The organism is Paenibacillus sp. FSL K6-1217, from assembly GCF_045040735.1.
GTDB lineage: Bacteria > Bacillota > Bacilli > Paenibacillales > Paenibacillaceae > Paenibacillus_AQ.
On sequence record NZ_CP150271.1, the window covers coordinates 7,379,953 to 7,400,168 of the forward strand.

Below are 20,216 nucleotides of genomic sequence, written 5' to 3' on the forward strand. Positions count from 1 at the left end.
CGGGATCGATGTTAAGTAATTATAAAGAACTTGAACAGTTTATTACGGAAGATTTTGAAGAATTTTTGGAGGAAGGCTTATCATTATCGCAAGTAACAGAAAAATTGCTTGTTGAATATCATCGTGGAATCGTAAGGAGTAACGTTGAAAAACTAGTTGTTTATTTGACAGTTGCTCTTCTTTCTCTTGAAAAAAATTATCTTAGAGAAGATATACAAAGTGAATTAAATAGTATTATTGATATTTCCTCCACAACATTAAAGCAAGAATTAGCAACTGAGGATGCTAAGAAGGTTTTGCAGGATATCGAAAAATATAAGCAGAGATCGATGAATGGGTAGAGGAAGGGAAACACATGAAAGATTGGAGTTATAAAGAACTCAGAGAATACATTTGGAAATTGATGTAATCAAAGTTGGTGATAATCTTACAAGCGGTTACCCAACAGGCAAGATAAACGCATCACGCCCATCAGGTTTTTAATTTATAAATTAATAGGAGGCATCAAAATGTACAAAGAACTAGATAACCTTTTATGTGCGGATACAACAGTAGATTCTTGGTACGATGATGGCTGTGTCATTGCAAGCGAGATACTCTCGGATTTTGATCCAAGGGATTGGGACGAATTGTCTAATCAAGTGCTTAGTAAACCAATAGATTGGCAGAGGAAATTAGCATACTGTTTGGATAATGAATGTAATGTATATGAACTTAATATTCTACTGTTATTGCTCGCTATAAATGATGAGGAATTATTCGAGATATGCATTGATACATTGCGGAGTTATACAGATCAAGACAGTAAAAAAATGATATTGGATAACCAGGAGATATTTAAACGGGTGAACGATCTATTACTCACAGCTAGCCTTCCAGTAAAAAAAATCCTTCAAGATTTTCTTGCGAAAATTCATTTGTGATTTTATGATAATCCGTCTATTTTTGTTGTCTTTGCAATAATCGCCTTACAGCAAGATCACAAGCTATTTAAATTCTATTGAAGAATTATTAATCAAATACAATCCCAATGAGTTTTCAGGATTGGTCAAGGAGAGGTTCAATAGTTATCCGCTTTAAAATTTGTTAAATGAGCGAGGTGACGTTAGGTGGGGGAACTACTCAATAATACTGTAAACCGTATATCCTTAATCGATTTTGAAAAGGCAGGAAATAAATTTTGTGAATCGCATCACGTATTAATTAGTGAATATTTTAGAAGGATTAATGTAGTGCTGGATACATTATATATTAGTACTGATAACTACCCATTAATTCGTATTGCTAGCATTCTTCAAAAAAGCATTCATATCGATATAATGAAAGCTTGTCCAATCCTCGAAAACATTAATAATTTGTACATAAAAGCAATATGTTATTACCATTTAGAAATTTGTTCATTAGTAGATGAGGGTGTTGATGAAGCGAACGAATATAGGGATTTGTACGAGCCGATGATAAAATTGCTGGAACGAGGGGGAAGTTTTTGTATCCGACAAGGCGAAATGCTGGTTGGTACATCGGCTTATCCTCTAAATTATTGGCGTAAGTTAGAGGTGAAGTAAAGTGAAGCCTTTAATTTTATCAAAAGAAATAAGAGAAGGTAAATTAAACGATAAAGAAATTATTAAGTGTTTAGATATTCAACATAATCAGGTTTTAGTCAGCGCAATAAGTCAGATTATCGTCAGAAAGCTGTGCAATGAAGAGATTATCCATAAGCTGACTTGTATCAGCAAATTCAGAGACCCAAATGTAAATAAACTTTTTGGCATTGACACAATAGGACATTATAGTTTAGCTGCACTTTTTGCTATAGATACTTTGAAATCAAAAAGAAAATATGAGGAATTGATGGCTGATCTTGATGACTGGGATAAGGAGATTGTGAAAAGAATTTCGGAAAGTATAAGCAGAGGTTGATGAATGGGGAAGGGGAACATATGAAAGATTGGAGTTATTCAGAACTTAGTGAATATATACGAGAAGTTTTTAATAATTCAATAAGCGATGGACTAAATACTCTCCAAGCAGGAGGGAGATGCTTGTACGAATTATCCAATGTTATAGAGGAGGGAGAAGTTGAGAAAATTATATTTTATGTTTGCCTAGCAGATTTACAAATTGATAAAGGTGTAGTCTCACAACGAATCCTCGATGAGGTGGAAAATATAATTAAGGATTTTAATATTGATAAATTCGCCAATGAGTTAGAGAAGGAAGATATTGAGGATTTGAGCAGAATTGCTCAAAAAGTGAAGGTTAAGCTATGTATTTAATGGATGCAAAAAAACGAATCAATAGTATAAACTGGGATTTAGCAGAAGATAGAAATATATTTTGAATTTCCCAAAAATAGGAGGACTACCAAATGACCAAGACTGATTTCGCAGCATACCAGTGGATGAATGAGGGGAACGTAAGGTTTGAGGATGACAGTATTATAATAGAGGCCACTGCCAACAGCGATTTTTTCTGCAATAACGGGGCGGTTGCGGAGGAAGGGCTGACGCCTGAGAGTCTGACTAATGCGCCGTTCTTCTATACTGAGGTAACCGGGGATTTTGTACTGCGGGTGAAGGTAAGTCATGACTTCCGGGACACGTACGATTCTTCTTCCATTATGATCATGCAGGACCTGTCGGTCTGGGCGAAGGCCTGCTTTGAACTGACAGACTTCGATACCCATGCGGTGGTCAGCGTAGTTACGAACCAGACCTCGGATGATGCTAATGGCTGCAATATTGAGGGCAATGAGGTATGGCTGCAGGCCGCCAGATCCGGGAATGCTTTTGCTTTTCATTATTCGACGGACGGTGTACGGTTTGATATGATGCGCTTCTTCAGCCTGCCGGTAGAGGAGACGATCAAGGTCGGGTTGTTGGCGCAGGCCCCTACCGGCGATGGCGGGGATAGAATATACAAGGATTTCTCACTGGAGCAGCGGACGGTGAAAAATATAAGAGCCGGCGTATAAGCCGGCTTTTTTTGCAGCTACACCAGCCTGAAGATATTTCCGTTGAACCAGCCGCTCCTGGCGGGGCTTAGCTAGAACCTTTGGCCTGTCTGGGCCAGATGAAATAGGTAACAGTGATGATCAGGTCGATGCCGACAACCACGGACCATACGGTTAGAATACTTTGCAGGGCTTCCGTGCGGGTGGCGTCGTCAATCCAGATAATGAGACCATATAGAATCCCGGCTGCGAGCACAAAAGAGAGCAAGTGCTTCACCCAGCTCTTGAAATAATGCTTGGCGTGGTCCATGCCGTAACGCTTGGCCGGCTTCGCCCCTTGCTTGGTAACATAGTAGCGGAAGCGTTCGTCTGCCCAGGCGATCATACTTTTACCGAATACAAGAGACACGGAGATATACACAGCTGCAAGCGCATGTGCTGTCGTAGCGGTAGCGCCCCGTGCCAAATCCACGCCGGAGATCATTAAGAGAAGGATATCGAGGACCGGAGTCATCGCCAGAAAAATCAGCCCCAGTGTAGGCCGCTTGAAGATATAACGCGCTGTAAAGCCTGCAAGAATGACTACCCAGAACAACACCTCACAGGTAACAATCGCCCATGCCACCAGATTCATATCGCACCCCTTGTTATAGTTGATAATAAGTATGTTTAGTCGAAGTATAACAGCGAAATTTAAATAATACAACTGTATTATTTAAATTGTGCTTATCATTTCGGGTATGCTACAATATGGTCATGCCAAAAATTGTAGATCATTCCGAACGAAAATCGAATATTGCCGAAGCCACTTGGCGGGTAATTATAAGACAGGGAATCAAAGGGGCTACGGTGCGTAATATTGCTGCCGAGGCGGGGGTTTCCTTGGGCGCGCTGCGCCATTATTTCTCTACCCAGCAGGAATTGCTGGAGTTTGCTATGAATCTGGTGAAGGAGCGCGTAACAGCGAGGATTGTGGATATTATGCAGTCGGAGCTTCCTCCACGGGAGCAGATTTTGAAGGTACTGCTGGAGCTGCTCCCAACGGATGACAGCAGCATGGCTGAGATGGAGGTATGGTTCGCTTTTACCTTCCACCTCAAGACTGCCGTGGAGAAGCCTGCTGAGCTTAATGATGCGATCTATCCGCTGATTGTCCAAATTATTGACTATCTGGATCAGCATGCGCTCTTCAAGCAGGGGCTGGATAAGGACGATGAAGCCGAACGGCTGTATGCTCTGATTGACGGCCTGGCCCTCCATGCCATGCTTGAGCCGGACAGGGTGAATAAACAACGGGCGAGCCGGGTGCTGAATATTCACCTGGAATCTATCTGTATTCCAAGTACGATATAATCGTCTATTCCTGTTGCCGCACGATTACTAATTTTCCCCGCACCTTCCTGCTTTCATAAAGAAGATGTGCAGCGGATATTCCCTGTACGGTAAACGGAAAAATCTCCTCGATATGTGCCCTAAGCTTATGCTCATGTACTTGCCGGATAATGGAAGCCAGATCCTTAGCGTTCGGCTCGATATAAGCAAACCGGGCTTCGATTCCGCGCACCACCGGATGAGTGGCGATCTGCGGGTCTACCAGAGAGATCAGCCTGCCGTTGTCCCGCAGAATCTGGAGGTTCTTCCGTTCGGTTGCTCCTATTCCTGTATCCGCATCCACAGCGGTATCTCTAACCATATCCAGAACAATATCTACTGTGCCTGCCGCCTCAGCGAAATCTGTTGTCGTGTAGTCAATGACTTCATCTGCTCCAAGCTGCCGCACAAATTCGTGGTTATTCGCCCGGGCTGTGGCAATGACATAGGCGCCGTACTGCTTGGCCATTTGCACCGCAAGATGTCCTACGCCGCCTGCGCCTGCGTGGATAAGAATCCGCTGGCCGGAAAGCAGCCTGCCATATTGGAATAAAGCCTGCCAGGCGGTCAAGGCAGAGGCCGGCAAGGCTGCCGCCTCCTGAAAGGATAGCTCCGGGGGAAGGACAACGGCTGCTTGCTCTTCCAGCGCGATGAAGTCCGCGTAACAGCCGCCGGACCTTGAGAGTCCCATAACACGGTCACCCACCTGCAGCTGTGACACATTTTGTCCAGTCGCCCTCACTACTCCAGCTGCCTCTATCCCCAGCACATGCGGGAACTGAAGCCGCATCCCATTCTTGAATGCGCCTGAGCGCACCAGTTGGTCTGCGGAACTGACAGTGGCGGCGTACATCTCAATGAGCACCTGAGTCCCGGTGATAGAAGGAGCAGGCAGTGTTTGTTCTGTGAATACTCCCGGAGTTCCATAATCTTCAATAACAACTGCACGCATAGCTGAATCCTCCAATCCTTGTATTTGAACCTCTGTTGATTTACAGGTAGACGTTCACTATAATGATCCTACCAGTGTGGTATAGCCGCATCAATTGCTAGATTTTCAGAATCCGTTCAGTACTGTACAGAATCTGGAGAAGTGTTCAATTCAGGGAGAACGGGCCAGGAAGGAGTTGCCTATGGACAGACGGATAGGTAAATCACGGGACGCCATTATCGGGGCATTTATCCAGCTGATTGCCGAGAAGAACTTCGAACAGATCACGATAAATGAAATTGCCGAGCGGGCCAATGTCAGCCGGGGCACCGTTTATTCGCATTATACCGACAAATACGATCTGCTGGATCAGTGCATCCGGACACATTTTGTCCAGCTGATTGACAGCTGTCTGCCATGCGGCGAACAGGCGCTTTTTCCCACGGAGGCAGCTCTGCACTATACCTTCCGTTACCTGGACGAGCACGCGTCCTTCTATGCAGCGGCGCTGGCCAATCCAGGGGTTCCCGCGTTCAGAAATCGTCTGCTGGCGGTACTGATGCGGGGGTTCGACAAACAGATGGATATGAGCGGCATGAACCGGAAGCTGGACAAGGGAATACTGGTGCAATTTCTGGCGGTGGCGATGACCGGCATGATCGAACAGCTGGTTACGCGTGCAACTCCGTATTCATCAGCAGAGCTGGCAGCGCAACTATGGGCGTTGATGGAGCGTAATCAGATGGTTCCGCCGTCCGCTCCGCTTTCTATTTCTACCAATTTGTTCTAGAATGAATAGGTGCATATAGCAACCGGTTGGCGGGACCCGCCGGATTCAGAGAGGAGCAAGAGATTAATGAAATACCGCAGATTAGGTGGGACCGGACTTAAGGTCAGTGAGATCAGCCTGGGAAGCTGGTTGACCTATGGAGGGTATGTGGATCAGGAGAATGCCGTTAAGGCCATTGAAACCGCTTACTCCCTGGGCATTAATTTTTTTGATACCGCGAATGTCTATGAGAAGGGTGCGGCGGAAAAGGTGCTGGGAGCTACCCTGAGCAGCTATCCGCGCGAATCCTACGTGCTGGCGACTAAGGTATTCGGGGTAATGGGCGACGGTCCCAATGACCGCGGTCTGTCCCGTAAGCATATTACCGAGCAATGTCATGCCAGCCTGAAGCGGCTGGGTGCTGAATATGTGGATCTGCTGTACTGCCACCGCTATGATCCAGAGACTCCAATTGAAGAAACGCTGCGGGCACTGGATGATCTCGTCCGTCAGGGCAAGGTGCTCTATGTAGGAGTCAGCGAATGGACAGCGGCGCAGATGACCGAAGCCCTTGCGGTTGCCGACCGTTATCTGCTGGATCATATCGTGGTCAATCAGCCGGTCTATAATATGTTCGAACGTTATATCGAGAAGGAGATTATCCCGCTTGGGCTGCGTAAGGGAATCGGACAAGTCGTATTCTCCCCGCTCGCTCAAGGCCTGCTGACCGGCAAATACAGCTCGGTCTCCGATATTCCGGCAGACAGCCGGGCTGCCCGGCTGGACTGGGTGCGCAAGGGAATTACCGGGGAGAAGATCACGAAGGTTCAGGAGCTGGGCAAGATTGCCGCTGAGCTGGATCTCTCTGTAGGCAATCTGGCACTGGCCTGGATTCTGCGCCAGCCTAATGTATCCAGTGCCCTGGTCGGCGCCAGCCGCCCGGAGCAGGTGGAGGAGAATGTGAAGGCTTCGGGCATTGAGCTGAATGAGGATATACTGGCACGGATTGATGAAATTATCGGCTAAGAGAGAGGGAGGATACAGATGAAGGTTCTATTTATCGGAGGAACGGGACTTATCAGTCAGGCGGTTTCCCGGCTGGCAGTGGAACGGGGAATAGAACTGTATCTGTTCAACCGTGGCGAGCGCAGCAGCTTCGTGCCGCAGGGCGCACAGGTGATACACGGTGATATCCGTGACAAGGAGCAGGCAGTCGAGGCACTTAAAGGGTATGACTTCGATGTTGTAGTCGACTGGATTGCCTTCACGCCGGAGCATGTGCAGACGGATATTGACCTGTTCACTGGCAAGACGCGGCAGTATATCTATATCAGCTCGGCTTCCGCCTACCAGAAGCCGCAGCGTAATTACCTGATCACTGAGGAGACCCCGCTGGTGAACCCTTATTGGCAGTATTCCCGGGACAAGATTGCCTCCGAGCAGCTGCTTCTGGAAGCGTATCAGAGCAGCGGCTTCCCGGTGACGATTGTCCGTCCATCCCATACGTACGGAGATACAGCCATTCCGGCGGCGCTGACCAGCTGGAGCCATCCATGGTCGCTGGTGGAACGCATCCGCAAGGGCCAGCCACTTGTGATTCATGGCGATGGCACCTCTCTATGGACATTGACGCATAACACGGATTTTGCCAAAGGCTTTGTCGGTTTGCTGGGCCTTCCGGAGGCGATTGGAGAAGCGGTTCATATTACCTCTGACGAGGTGCTGAACTGGAATCAGATCTACGCGGCCATCGGGCAGGCGGCAGGCCGCGAGCCGAAGGTGGTGCATATGTCTACAGATTTCATCGCTGCGAATACTCCGGCCGGAACGGCGGACGGGCTGATCGGAGATCAGGCGGTCAGCAGTGTGTTCGACAACAGCAAGATCAAGCGTCTGGTGCCTGACTTCCAGGCCACCCTGCCGTTCGCGGAGGGAGTGAAACGGTCGGTTGCCTGGTTCGAAGCCCGGCCGGAACGCTGCACCTCAGACCATGACTGGTGCAAAATGCTGGACGGGTTGATTGCGAGACACGGCGTGGATGCGAAGCTGCTTAGCTATTACGTGTAAAGTGAACTAATAGTATATTTCTTCATACCTGAACAGGTGCTGTCCATAGAGGATGGTGCCTGTTTTTGTATAAGCGGTGTTAGCTTATAACACAGGTGTAGCATGAAACCCGGATTCGTGAATATACTCTGACTACCGAAATCCCCTCGAGTAAAGGAGTCCTGGCCATGCCGACACATCCTTACGTCTCCCGTTTTTTTGTGAATACCGATGCACGCCGTGACAAGCTGATTTATGATTTGCCGGAAGCCTGGTGGAGCCGTCCTTATGAATATGAATGGTGTACCCATTTCATCTCGCCGCATGATGTGGTGCTGGATGCGGCCTGCGGAATATCACATCCGCTCAAATTCTACCTTGCCGAGCATAGTGCCGAGGTCCATGCCTGTGATAAGGATGCCCGTATTCTGTCGCAGGGAGAGATCCTGAAGAATATTACGGAGGATATCGGTGAAGCGGCAGCCCGGCAGGTGGAGGCCGGACCTGTGAACAGGCTGCATCTGGCCCAGGCTGATCTGACCTCGCTGCCTTATGAGGATGAGAGCTTTGATACGGTTTTTTGTATCTCGGTGCTGGAGCACCTGTCGGTGCAGGAAGCGGTGCTGGCCGTCCGTGAGTTTCATAGAACGCTTAATGGAGAAGGGCTGCTGGTGCTGACCTTTGATCATCCAACGGTGAATCTGCCACGGATGAATGAGATTCTGCTGCAGGCCGGATTTCAGTATTGGGGCGAGACGGACTTCAATCTTCCGGCAGATGCCGTGCGTACAGATCAGTGGGGCGGCCTGAGCTGCTTCCGGGCAGTGCTGAAGAAGGCGCAAATCTAGCAAAGATTCACCCATCATTTGGTTGTTTCCTTCCATTGTAGTAGAATGGCTTCAAGACAGAAGAAAGAAGGAGACAATCTCATGGGGATGATCGGCAATTATCTCGCTGTAAATGCTGAGCTGCTTCAGTCGATCCGGACAGAAGAAGTGAGCCTGCACGAAATCGGTCCCAAGCTTGATATTGATAAGTCCTGGCAAGCCCTGCATTATATATTGAATGGCGGACAGGAAGGCAATCTTTCGCCTCTGGGTGCTGCTGTGCCTTTGAGCAGTCATTATATCGGTCACTATTCGGATGCCGAGGTGTTCGCCCTGGAACCGGATGAGGTGAAGCTCACCGCAGAGGCTCTGGAAGGAATAGAGGAAGCCTGGCTCCGGGAACACTACCCGTTCCGGCAGATGATGGAGGAAGGCATCTATCCGCTGATGGAGGATGATGTTGCGGAAGAATTTTTTGATTATATCTATACTTATTTCCAGGCCATCCGGGAGTTCTACCAGCAGGCAAGAGCGAGTGCATCCTGCGTTGTGTTCTATATCTCTTAGTCACAGTCATTATTATATTACATTAGAAAAAGGAGCTAGAGAACTTTGCGCAGATATGCTGTTATATTCATGATTCTGCTTCTGCTGGTCCCGGCTGCGGGGATAAGCGCCAAAGGGGCTGCTCCGCAGGAGGAGATTCGCCTAACGTTTGCCGGGGATATTCTGCTGGACGGCTTTGTCGGCGACCAGATTGCCAAGTATGGCGTTGATTTCCCGTTCGCCAAGGTAGCGCCGGTGCTGCAGAAGGCGGATTTTGCTTTTGCCAATCTGGAGACTCCAGTCTCGGTGCGCGGGGCTGCGGCCAGCAAGACATTCGCCTTCCGCTCCAAGCCGGCGGCACTTGCGGGATTAAGCAAAGCGGGAATTGACGGTGTCACCGTAGCCAATAATCATATTCTGGATTACGGCCGGACCGCGATGCTGGACACGCTGGTCCATCTGGATAAAAATAATATTGGACACACCGGTGCGGGTGCCAATATCGGGGAAGCCTTCAAACCGTATGTCAAGACCGTCAAAGGCAAGCGGATCGCTGTTATTGGAACAAGCCGGGTGCTGCCTGACCCCTCCTGGTATGCAGGCAAGAACAGTCCCGGTGCAGCCTCCGCCTATAAGACAGAGCCGCTGCTGAGTGCGATCAAGAAGTCTGCCAAGGATAACGATTATACGGTTGTCTATATTCACTGGAATCAGGAATTCAAGGATTACCCGGAGGCGTATGCCCGGAAGCTGGCCAAGCAGATGATCGACAGCGGCGCGGATATTATCCTTGGCGCACATAGTCATTGTCTGATGGGCATTGAATATTACAAGCATAAGCCGATCTATTATTCACTGGGCAATTTTGTGTTCAACCGTTCTACACGGGGCGGAGACAAGACTCTGCATTCCATGCTGGTTAACTTCTCCGTCACTCCTTCAGGGATCACCAGCAGCATTACTCCGGTCAAAATCATTGGCGGCCAGCCCAATTTCATGGGGGATGCCTACAATAAAGAGACCATCAAGAAGCTGAATCAGCTCTCCTTCAATGCGAAGATTGCCGCAGGCGGAGCAGTCAGCGAGAAGCTGTGAAGCAAGCCTTATGAATCAGCGATATCAAATAAGCCCGGGGGAGCCGCTTGCTTATCCTCCCCGGGCTGTTTGGCGTCTTCCGGGTATTCTTCATTTTGTGCTATTCATTCTTAGCATTGTGCTAACTGCGCGGGGTGAAACTACTCTACAATATGAATATTAGTTCTTCCAAGGGAGATGACGCAGAAGTGGGAACGGGTGTCGCAAGAAGCAAAGTGAATTTTGACAGGGAATGGGGCTTTTATCAAGGGGAGCTTCATATCCCTTATGCAGTCAAAGGCGGAATGACCGGCGGTATCACAGATACAGGCTCTCTCCGGGAGGGGGAGTGGCTGGATATCGCTTACCATGATAAAGGAATGGGCGAGCAGCAGCTGGAATGGACGGCAGTCAGCCTGCCGCATGACTGGTGCGTGGAGCAGGAGTATGTCCGCGATGAGGGATTAGGCTCAAGGGACGGCAGCCATGGGTATCTGCCCGGCGGAACGGGCTTCTACCGCAAAACCTTCGCGCTTCCTGCGGACGCTGAGCGTTCCAAGTGGAAGATCCGCTTCGACGGGGTATCGGGTACAAGCACGGTCTGGGTCAACGGGCATCTGATCGGCTCGCATCAGGGCGGTTATATCGGGTACAGCTATGATCTGACGGATGTGCTCCGCTATGGGGAAGAAGGCATGAATGTCATACTCGTCAAGGTGGATGCCGTGGAATGCGAGGGCTGGTGGTATGAAGGCTGCGGTATTTACCGGCATGTCTGGCTGGAGTCCACGGACCGCCTCCATGTGGCCGAATACGGTACGTATATTACGACACCGGAGGTAGCGAAGGAACAGGCCACGGTTCGGCTTCGTACCCGTATCCGCAATGATTACACCGAAGACAAGCAGCTATCCCTTCGTACGGTCATCTATGATGCGGACGGTATTCGAGTCGGCGCTGAGACTACAGATGCCTATGCGGACTGGTATGCGGAAATGGAGCTGGAGCAATGCTTCAGCGTGGAGCAGCCAAGGCTCTGGAGCCCGGAATCTCCTTATCTGTATAAGGCGGAGTCTACCCTTATTGTTGCCGGACAAGAGCTTGACCGGTATGAGACGGTATTCGGTATCCGCAGCATCCGCTTCGACCCGCAGGAGGGGTTCTTCCTGAACGGGGAGCCGTTGCTGATCAAGGGGACCTGCAATCACCAGGATTTCGCCGGGGTCGGCGTAGCGCTGCCTGATAGCCTCATTGAATATAAGCTGAAGCTGCTGCAGGAGATGGGCTCCAATGCCTACCGCAGCGCGCATCATCCGCCAACGCCTGAGCTGCTGGATATCTGTGACCGGATTGGCATGCTGGTGATGGATGAGAACCGTAAGCTGGACAGCAGCCCGAACGGCCTAAGCCAGCTGTCGCGGATGCTCTACCGTGACCGCAACCATCCGTGCGTAATCATCTGGAGCCTGGAGAACGAAGAGGTGCTTGAAGGCACCTTGACAGGTGCCCGGGTATTGAAGACACTGGCAGACTGGACGCGCCGTATTGATCCGACCCGTCCGACTTGTGCAGCGATGAACCATGGCTGGCATGAGAATGGCTATAATGACGCTGTCGAGATTACAGGTTATAATTACGGGCACAGACAAGACTTAAGCATTGATATCCATGATCATGAGCGATACCCGGACCGCCTCATGATCGGCAGTGAATGTGCCAGTTATACCGCCACGCGGGGCATCTATGAGGATGATCTGGTCAGGGGTTATTGCTCTGAATACGGCACGAATATCCCTTCATGGGGCTGCACTCCGCAGCAGGCATGGAGCGATCTGGTGCAGCACCGCTTCCTGACAGGCGTGTTCATGTGGACGGGCTTCGATTACCGGGGAGAGCCGACGCCCCACCTCTGGCCTTGCATCAACTCGCATTTCGGGCTGATGGACACCTGCGGCTTCCCGAAGGACAGCTACTACTATATGCAGTCTGTCTGGAGGGAGGAGCCGATGGTCCATGTGCTTCCGCACTGGAACTGGCCCGGGTCTGAGGGGAAGCCGGTGGAGGTGCGGGTGTTCGCAAATACCGAGACGGTCGAGCTGAGCCTGAACGGCAGAAGTCTGGGTGAACAGCAGGTGGATACGAACGGGTATTTGTCGTGGGAGGTTCTCTATGAACCCGGAGAGCTGCAAGCCGCCGGCAAACGGGGCGGCCGTGTTATCGCCGAGAAGACCGTGGTCACCGCCGGCGAGCCGTACCGGATTGCCTTGTTCCCGGACCGGCTGGAGGGGCAGGCGGATGATTCGGATACGATTCCGGTACGTGTGGCCGTGCTGGACAAGCAGGGCTATGTGGTTCCGGCAGCAGATCACGAGATCCGCTTTGAGGTGACGGGCGCAGGCAGGCTGCTCGGCGTGGGCAACGGCAATCCAAGCAGCCATGAGCCGGATAAGTCGGTGCTGCGGCGCGCTTTTAACGGATGGTGTCTGGCTCTGATTCAGACCTCTGCTGCGGCGGGCGACATTCAGCTCCGGGCTGTATCCACGGGGCTTGTGCCTGCTGAAGTGGTGCTGCAGTCCGTTTCGGACTAGAATAGCTATAACGAATTCTTTGCAGAGGATGTCCAGCGAATGATGCTAAGGCTTAAGAAATACATGCCGTTCACCTATAAAATGATGATTCCTTACCTGCTCCTGGTTCTCCTCACGGATGTGTTCATCGGCTATATCTCCTATTCCATGCTGACCGATTCCAGAACAGAGATGGCCGAGTCCAACATCCGCACAGGTATGGAGCAGTCGAGGAACAATATCCGCTATCAGATGGATGAAATTCAGCGGATGTCGGACAACCTGTTCGGCAGCCAGCCGTTCCAGCGTGCGCTTGAAATGAAGGGGACGCCGTTTGAGATCTATCTGACGATGCTTGATGAGATTGTCCCCCAGATTGCTGCGCCGCTGCAGCTGTTCGGGAACAAGATCCGCTTCATGCTCTACACGCCGAACGCTGATCTGAACATTGTGTCCGGGGATAATCTGGATGAGCCGATCATTACCAGCGATTACTATATCCTGCCTCTGGATGATATCACAGGCAGTCCTTGGTACCGGTCGCTTAAGGATTCCAAGCGTGATAATCTGTGGCTGCAGATTGATACGGACCAGAAGCTGGGCAATCTCTCGCATGTACGCAGACTCGTTAACTTCAGTGATTACAAGTCACTGATCGGTTATGTGCGGATTACAGTATCGCTGGAGGACCTGTTCGGCGGCTTCGATACCTTCCCGCTGGAGGAAGGAATCACGCTGCGGCTGGTGGAGGAGACGACCGGGGATGTTCTGTTCCAGCGGGGTCCTGCCAATTACAGCAGCGGACAGGAGAATTTCCTCAGTCTGCATGAACAGATTCCGGGCAGTGATTTCATCATTGAAGCCATGGTTCCGCAAAAGTATCTGACCCAGGATGCCGGACGCCTGCGCAAGGTTATCATCGCAGTGTGCAGTCTGAGCTTCCTGGTCATGACCTTGATCGGGTATGTGGTGGCCCGGATATCGGGACGCAAAATGAGCCGGATCGTAGGCCTGGTGCGCTCCTTCCAGGACGGGAACTTCCAGAAGCGTATCCGCTTCTCCGGCAATGATGAATTCGTGCAGATTGCCGATTCCTTCAATGATATGGCCTCCAACATCCAGGGGCTGATCAACAGCGTGTATGTGCAGGGAATCCAGAAGAAGCAGGCGGAGCTGGAGGCCCTGCAGGCGCAGATCAATCCGCATTTTCTCTATAATACGCTCTCTACGATCAGCAGTCTGGCCAATCTGGGCGAGATCGGCAAGGTTACGGAGATGGTCCAGGGGCTGTCCCGGTTCTACCGGCTGACGCTGAATCAGGGCAATGTCTATATTGAACTGGAGAAGGAGCTGGATCAGGTGGCTACGTATCTGGAGATCCAGCGGGTCAAATATGCGGATGCCTTCACGCTGTATGTGGATGTGGACGAGGAGATCCTGCATATGCAGGTGATTAAGCTCCTGCTTCAGCCTTTTGTGGAGAATGTATTCAAGCACGCCTGGTTCGGTGAGACCATTGCCATCCGGCTGACCGGTAAGCGGGTGGGGGACAATATTGAACTCAAGGTCATCGATAACGGGATTGGCATGCGCCCCGAGGCCGTCAAGCGGATGATGCAGGGGCCGAGCCAGTCGGGCGGCTACGGGGTGAAGAACGTGGATGAACGGATCAAGCTCAGATACGGCGATGCATACGGGGTGAGTATTGCCAGCTTCTACGGAGGCGGGACAACCGTGCGGCTGCTGCTTCCTGCGGGACTTCAGGATCATGAGGAGCTGTAGGGCAGGCTTCTGCCGGCTGACTTAGGGCTTGAGCGTTATGTATAAATACAGGAGGACAAGATGGCGATGAGTATCAATGTATTGCTGGTTGACGATGAAGCGATCGATCTGGAGTGGCTGCGGCGCAGAGTGCTGGCCAGCCCGCTCGATCTTACAGTGGTAGGAACGGCGAACAGCGGCTTCAATGCGCTTAAGATCATGGAACAGGAGAGGGTTGATATCATCCTGTCCGATATACGGATGCCTATTATGACGGGTACGGAATTCGCACGGCGGGCCAAGGTCATCCAGCCCAAGGTCAAAATTGTCTTCATCAGCGGCCATGAGGATTTCAGCTATGCCAAGGAAGCGATTGAGATCAATGCCTCCGGCTATTTATTGAAGCCTGTGGAAGACAAGGATCTCTACGACATGCTGGAATCCCTGTCTGCTGCTCTGGAGCAGGAACAGGAGCAGAACCGTTCCTTCACCGAAGCGCTGTCCCTTGTGAACAAGGAGCTGATCCTGCGCTGGTTCGAGGACGCAACGCCTGAAACGGCGGAGCAGCATCTGCGCAGCGCCCTCAATCCGCTGCTGATGAAGGGGGCGGCCGCAGCGATCATCGAGATTGATGATCTGGAATGGAAGATGCGCGACTTGTCCGAGGAGGATGCCCGTGTCAAGACGCGGCAGATGGCTGGACTGATCCGGGCTTTCGTGGAGAGCACCAAGCTGGGAACCCTGATTCCCGTCCACCATCACCGGTTCATTATTCTGTGCAGCCTTCCGCCGGACAGCTTCCTGAGTCTGCTGGATGAGCTGATTCAGCGGATGGCCGAGAGCTCCCCCTGTACCCTAACCATCGGGGTCGGGCGTTACGCCCAGGATGAGGCGGAGTTGCATGAATCCTACCAGCAGGCAACGGCTGCACTCAGTGCGAAGTGGCTGCTGGGGAAGAACCGGCTGATCCGCGACAATCTGGAGTCCTCTCCGCGCGGCACACCGGGGGCGAGGGTGGAACAGACCGTTGTGCAGTTGCTGGAGGCGATTATCCAATATGATCTGGTAGCGATTGATGATCATCTGCTGGAGCTGTTCACGAATGCCGGCAAGAAGGATGTCTACGATCTGATTATCCGTATCACCTCCAAGCTGCATGCGGACCTGCAGCAGCAGAATGAGAATCTGTACGAGCTGCTCCAGTGGGAGTCGCATCAGCCGGACATTCTGTTCCAGTTCGAGACGATTCATGACATCCTGTCCTGGATGCGGCGGAGGTTGTTCGAGCTGTCGGAGCTGCTGTATGTGAAGCGGCAGCGGCAGAAACGCAAGCTGATCGACGAGATTATGAACTATGTCGAAGAGAATCTGGAGAAGAAGATTACCCTGAAGGAGGTAGCCGCCCACTTCGACTTCACCCCGAACTATCTGGGCTTCCTGTTCAAGGAAGAGTATGGCGTCCCCTTCAGTGAATACGTCAACGAACGCAAGACGGGCAGAGTGTTCGAGCTGCTCAGTGACCCCACACTTAAGATCTATGAGATAGCCGAACGGATGGGCTATAAGAACATTATCTATTTCAACCGTCAGTTCAAACAGATCACCGGCATGACGCCGGGGGAATACCGCAAGAAACAGAAGATATAAGTTTCATATGCCAAACGTTGCCATTGCTGGTTTTCAAATCAGAGGCAACGTTTTTTGTTTTTTTGGAAAGTATATATGTAAACGGATCGTTGAAAAAGTATTACTTTTAGTTGATAGCCCTAATCCACACCGTAAGGACGCTTATTTATAATAAAGCTATAGAGAAATGGGAATGGGAAAGGGGATTCAAGATGAAACAGAAACAACACGGATTCTGGGACGATGTCAAGAAATACAGATCCTTGCTTCTTATGCTGACACCGGCAGTATTGTTCTTTCTGCTCTTTGCGTATCTGCCCATGTCGGGCATTGTGCTGGCATTCAAGCAATTTGATTATACGGGCGGGGTATTCGGCAGTCCATGGAACGGGCTGGACAACTTCAGATTCTTCATTGATTCCGGCGACGCCTGGCGCGTAACCCGAAATACTGCGCTATATAACATCGCATTCATCGTTGTGAACAACGTGCTTCAGATCTTCGCAGCAATCCTGCTGTTCGAGGTAGCGGGTAAATGGTTCCGCAAGCTGACCCAAACGGTATTGTTCCTGCCTTATTTCATTTCCTGGGTTGTTGTGGGCGCAATTGCGTATAACCTGTTCAACTTCGATGTAGGTACTATTAACGTATTGCTGAAAGGCCTGGGCATGCAGCCGGTCGATATCTATAATACGGCAGCTTACTGGCCGGTTATCCTGGTTGTTGTCTCTGCCTGGAAGACACTCGGCTACGGAACGATCATGTATCTGGCCGCGATTACGAGCATTGACACCGAGATGTATGAAGCTGCCGAAATTGACGGCGCGAATATTTTCCAGCGTATTATGAAAATCACGGTTCCGAACCTGATGCCGACCGTCATCATTCTGGTGCTGCTGGCGATCGGTAATATCTTCCGCGGAGACTTCGGGATGTTCTACAACATGGTCGGCAACAACGGCCTGCTGTTCTCATCCACAGACGTAATCGACACCTTCGTCTTCCGCTCGCTGACCACATCCAATGAAATCGGGATGTCTGCAGCAGCCGGCTTCTACCAATCTATACTCGGCTTCGCAACCATCATGCTGGCCAACTATGCAGTACGCCGATACGACAAGGATCGCGCTCTATTCTAGGACAAGGAGGTAATGCCCGATGAGTTCAACAACTGCTAATATTCAATCACCGGAAGTACGCAGAAAGTCTGCAGGCCGGGACAAAATGTTGCTATCCGTCATTGGATACGTAACCCTTACGGTACTGGCTATATTCTGTATCTTCCCGTTCATTCTGGTTATTTCCTCCTCGCTGAGCGAGGAGAGCGCGATAATCGAGAAAGGGTTCCAGATCTTCCCGACCGCCTTCTCGACAGAAGCGTACAGCCTGCTGTTCAAATATCCGGCTGAGATGCTCCGTGCGTATGGCGTGACGATCTCCGTTACGGCCATCGGTACTATCGTCGGATTGTTCCTGACCTCAATGACAGCCTATGTGCTGTCCCGGAGAGATTTCAAATGGCGCAGCCGCTTCTCCTTCTTCTTCTTCTTCACTACATTGTTCAGCGGCGGTCTGGTGCCGTGGTACCTGATGATTATCAATTATCTGCATCTGAAGGACACGCTCCTGGTACTGATCCTGCCGATGATGATGAACGTCTTCTATATTATTGTCATGAAGTCCTTCATGGGCAGCATCCCGGATGCCATTACTGAATCCGCCAAAATTGACGGAGCAGGCGATTTCCGCATCTTCATGCAGCTGATTGTGCCTTTGTCCAAGCCGGCCCTGGCGACCATTGGTCTGTTCATCGCCTTGGCGTACTGGAACGACTGGTACAACGCACTGCTCTTCATCTCCAAGTCGGAGCTGATGCCGCTGCAGTATTATCTCTACAAAATGCTGGGCAACATGGATGGAATGCGTAAGGCGATGATGGCTTCAGGTGCGGTGGTCAACACGGACCTGCCAACCGAGAGTCTGAAGATGGCCATGACGATTGTGGCTACAGGACCAATCCTGCTGGCGTATCCGTTCATCCAGAAGTATTTTGTAACAGGACTTACGATTGGTGCAGTCAAAGGATGATCACAGGGTAACCTGGTTATCAATATAAGACTTAGGGCAACTATTACTTAAGGGGGAAACATCGGTCATGATGAACAAGAAAAAGAAACTTACAGTAACACTTGCAACGATGATGGCACTAGGTACGGTCCTCAGTGCATGCGGTGGCGGTAATAATAACGCTAATACAGGGGCGGAGGCCACTAAGGCTCCGGCGACATCGGAAGGAGCAACCAATTCAGGCGCTCCGGACACCTCCAAAGAAGTGAAGCTCAAAATGATTCTGCTCGGGCCACAGCCGGGGGATTATGACAAGGTCTTCGGAGAGCTGAACACCAAGCTCAAGGAGAAAATCAATGCCACTGTAGAAACTGAATTCCTCGACTGGTCTGACTGGACGCAGAAATACCCGCTGAAATTCGCAGCGAACGAAGATTTCGACCTCGTATATACAGCGAACTGGGCTTTCTATAATGATCAGGCGCTGAAAGGCGGATTCCTGGAGCTGACGGAGGATATGCTGAGCAAGTATATGCCGCAGACCTGGGAAGCTATGCCGAAAGTGAACTGGGACCAGGCGAAAGTGGACGGCAAGCTGTTCATGGTTCCAAACAACAATGTTGAAGTAACCGACAAAGTGGTGCTGTACCGTGAGGATCTGCGCAAAAAGCACAACCTGCCTGAAATCAACAGTCCTGAAGCGTACGCGACGTACCTGAAGGCTATTGCCAAGGACGAAAAAGGCATTACCGCCTATGGAGCCAAGCCAGCAGACGGCTGGAAATTCCATGAGCTGGATCAGACGCTGCTGGAGCAGAACAACAACTTCAACCTGGTGGATGCAAGCCTGCTGCCGCTCGCATACAAGCTGGATGATGCCACAGGTAAAGTCTTCAATATCTATGACACACCGGAATTCACTTCCCTGCTTCAATATTACAAAGACCTGGCCGATAACGGCGCATGGTCCAAGAACGTAGTCAGCAACAAAAACGATGTATGGCAGGATATCAAAGCAGGCAAAGTATCCTCTTATGCACACAACCTGGGAACGGTAGCGGCTAACCTGGCTGAAATGCGCCGTGACAAACCGGATGTAGAACTGGGCATTGCGGACCTTACTCCGGACAAGAAGAAAATTGCTGCGATCTCGACGCAGAACGGGATGTCCGTGCATGCAACCTCCAAGAATCCTGAGCGCGCACTAATGCTGCTGGATCTGCTGCAGAATGACAAAGAAATTCACGACTTGACGATGTATGGTATTGCCGGAAGCAACTATAATCCGGAAGGCGACAAGAAGTTCACAGCCGGTCCTGCTGCCGCTAACTACACGGGCTTCTCGAACTGGGGCTGGAACTCCCCGCTGAACCGTCAGGATGCAGCCTATCCTAAGGAAGCGGACGATATGTTCAACACTTGGCAGTCCAGCATCTATCACTTCCCGCTGGAAACCTTCGTCTTCGACACTACACCAGTGAAGAATGAAGTGGCTAACATCGGTAACGTAATGCTGCGTTATGCCATTCCGCTGGAATACGGCTTGATCGATGATCTGGCCAAGGGCCAGGCAGACCTGATCAAGCAGCTGAAATCGGCAGGTCTGGACAAGGTGCAGACTGAAATGCAGAAACAAATCGATGCGTTCCTCGCAGCGCAGAAATAACAGCATAAG

Annotated in this window: 21 protein-coding genes; 19 read left to right on the forward strand and 2 right to left on the reverse strand. The window is 50.7% G+C overall.

The features are described from left to right. Positions 1-8 precede the first annotated feature (8 nt). The 6 genes from MHH28_RS32235 to MHH28_RS32260 all read left to right on the forward strand — a co-directional run bounded on the left by MHH28_RS32235 (position 9) and on the right by MHH28_RS32260 (position 2,977). Positions 9-341, forward strand: a complete 333-nt coding sequence (locus tag MHH28_RS32235) for a hypothetical protein (RefSeq protein WP_340992029.1) — start codon at positions 9-11, stop codon at positions 339-341. A gap of 168 nt (positions 342-509) precedes the next feature. After that, positions 510-923, forward strand: a complete 414-nt coding sequence (locus MHH28_RS32240) for a hypothetical protein (RefSeq protein ID WP_405109887.1) — start codon at positions 510-512, stop codon at positions 921-923. A gap of 186 nt (positions 924-1,109) precedes the next feature. After that, on the forward strand, positions 1,110-1,565 hold the full coding sequence (locus MHH28_RS32245; RefSeq protein WP_405109890.1) for a hypothetical protein: 456 nt from the start codon (positions 1,110-1,112) through the stop codon (positions 1,563-1,565). 1 nt (position 1,566) lies between these two features. Continuing rightward, entirely contained in the window at positions 1,567-1,923 is a 357-nt protein-coding gene (locus tag MHH28_RS32250) for a hypothetical protein (RefSeq protein WP_405109892.1), read from the forward strand. 20 nt (positions 1,924-1,943) lie between these two features. Then, a complete protein-coding gene (locus MHH28_RS32255) occupies positions 1,944-2,279 on the forward strand; it encodes an Imm3 family immunity protein (protein ID WP_405109895.1) in 336 nt (111 codons plus the stop codon). 92 nt (positions 2,280-2,371) lie between these two features. After that, positions 2,372-2,977: a DUF1349 domain-containing protein gene (locus tag MHH28_RS32260; RefSeq protein ID WP_405109898.1), complete on the forward strand. Its 606-nt coding sequence runs from the start codon at positions 2,372-2,374 to the stop codon at positions 2,975-2,977. A 67-nt stretch (positions 2,978-3,044) separates the two neighbouring features. Here MHH28_RS32260 and MHH28_RS32265 read toward each other — a convergent pair whose 3' ends face one another. Next, on the reverse strand, positions 3,045-3,590 hold the full coding sequence (locus MHH28_RS32265; RefSeq protein WP_405109901.1) for a hypothetical protein: 546 nt from the start codon (positions 3,588-3,590) through the stop codon (positions 3,045-3,047). Between the two features lie 122 nt (positions 3,591-3,712). Here MHH28_RS32265 and MHH28_RS32270 point away from each other — a divergent pair, with 122 nt between their 5' ends. Next, the gene (locus MHH28_RS32270) at positions 3,713-4,309 is read left to right on the forward strand and encodes a TetR/AcrR family transcriptional regulator (RefSeq protein WP_405109904.1); all 597 of its coding nucleotides are present in this window, start codon (positions 3,713-3,715) and stop codon (positions 4,307-4,309) included. Between the two features lie 4 nt (positions 4,310-4,313). Here MHH28_RS32270 and MHH28_RS32275 read toward each other — a convergent pair whose 3' ends face one another. Continuing rightward, entirely contained in the window at positions 4,314-5,279 is a 966-nt protein-coding gene (locus MHH28_RS32275) for an NADP-dependent oxidoreductase (RefSeq protein ID WP_405109907.1), read from the reverse strand. 181 nt (positions 5,280-5,460) lie between these two features. Here MHH28_RS32275 and MHH28_RS32280 point away from each other — a divergent pair, with 181 nt between their 5' ends. From MHH28_RS32280 to MHH28_RS32335, 12 genes are all read left to right on the forward strand, one after another. Next, a complete protein-coding gene (locus MHH28_RS32280; protein ID WP_405109910.1) occupies positions 5,461-6,048 on the forward strand; it encodes a TetR/AcrR family transcriptional regulator in 588 nt (195 codons plus the stop codon). 66 nt (positions 6,049-6,114) lie between these two features. Then, positions 6,115-7,053 (forward strand): aldo/keto reductase family protein, encoded by a 939-nt coding sequence (locus tag MHH28_RS32285; protein ID WP_405109913.1) that lies wholly within the window; start codon positions 6,115-6,117, stop codon positions 7,051-7,053. 18 nt (positions 7,054-7,071) lie between these two features. Continuing rightward, positions 7,072-8,094: an SDR family oxidoreductase gene (locus MHH28_RS32290; protein ID WP_405109915.1), complete on the forward strand. Its 1,023-nt coding sequence runs from the start codon at positions 7,072-7,074 to the stop codon at positions 8,092-8,094. Positions 8,095-8,261: 167 nt separating this feature from the next. Further along, positions 8,262-8,921 carry a class I SAM-dependent methyltransferase gene (locus MHH28_RS32295; RefSeq protein ID WP_405109918.1) on the forward strand — a complete coding sequence of 220 codons (660 nt, stop codon included), beginning with the start codon at positions 8,262-8,264 and terminating at the stop codon, positions 8,919-8,921. A gap of 81 nt (positions 8,922-9,002) precedes the next feature. Next, positions 9,003-9,467, forward strand: a complete 465-nt coding sequence (locus MHH28_RS32300; RefSeq protein WP_405109921.1) for a YfbM family protein — start codon at positions 9,003-9,005, stop codon at positions 9,465-9,467. 69 nt (positions 9,468-9,536) lie between these two features. After that, a complete protein-coding gene (locus MHH28_RS32305) occupies positions 9,537-10,541 on the forward strand; it encodes a CapA family protein (protein ID WP_405109924.1) in 1,005 nt (334 codons plus the stop codon). A gap of 152 nt (positions 10,542-10,693) precedes the next feature. After that, a complete protein-coding gene (gene galA, locus MHH28_RS32310) occupies positions 10,694-13,108 on the forward strand; it encodes a beta-galactosidase GalA (RefSeq protein WP_405109927.1) in 2,415 nt (804 codons plus the stop codon). A gap of 39 nt (positions 13,109-13,147) precedes the next feature. Then, positions 13,148-14,869 (forward strand): histidine kinase, encoded by a 1,722-nt coding sequence (locus MHH28_RS32315; protein ID WP_405109930.1) that lies wholly within the window; start codon positions 13,148-13,150, stop codon positions 14,867-14,869. A gap of 66 nt (positions 14,870-14,935) precedes the next feature. Further along, complete coding sequence (locus MHH28_RS32320; RefSeq protein WP_405109933.1) at positions 14,936-16,495, forward strand: response regulator; 1,560 nt, start codon at positions 14,936-14,938, stop codon at positions 16,493-16,495. A gap of 191 nt (positions 16,496-16,686) precedes the next feature. Then, positions 16,687-17,613, forward strand: coding sequence for an ABC transporter permease (locus MHH28_RS32325; protein ID WP_405109936.1), 927 nt, complete (start codon positions 16,687-16,689; stop codon positions 17,611-17,613). 19 nt (positions 17,614-17,632) lie between these two features. Further along, a complete protein-coding gene (locus MHH28_RS32330; RefSeq protein WP_405109939.1) occupies positions 17,633-18,562 on the forward strand; it encodes a carbohydrate ABC transporter permease in 930 nt (309 codons plus the stop codon). A 67-nt stretch (positions 18,563-18,629) separates the two neighbouring features. Next, complete coding sequence (locus MHH28_RS32335) at positions 18,630-20,207, forward strand: extracellular solute-binding protein (protein WP_405109941.1); 1,578 nt, start codon at positions 18,630-18,632, stop codon at positions 20,205-20,207. Positions 20,208-20,216: the final 9 nt, after the last annotated feature.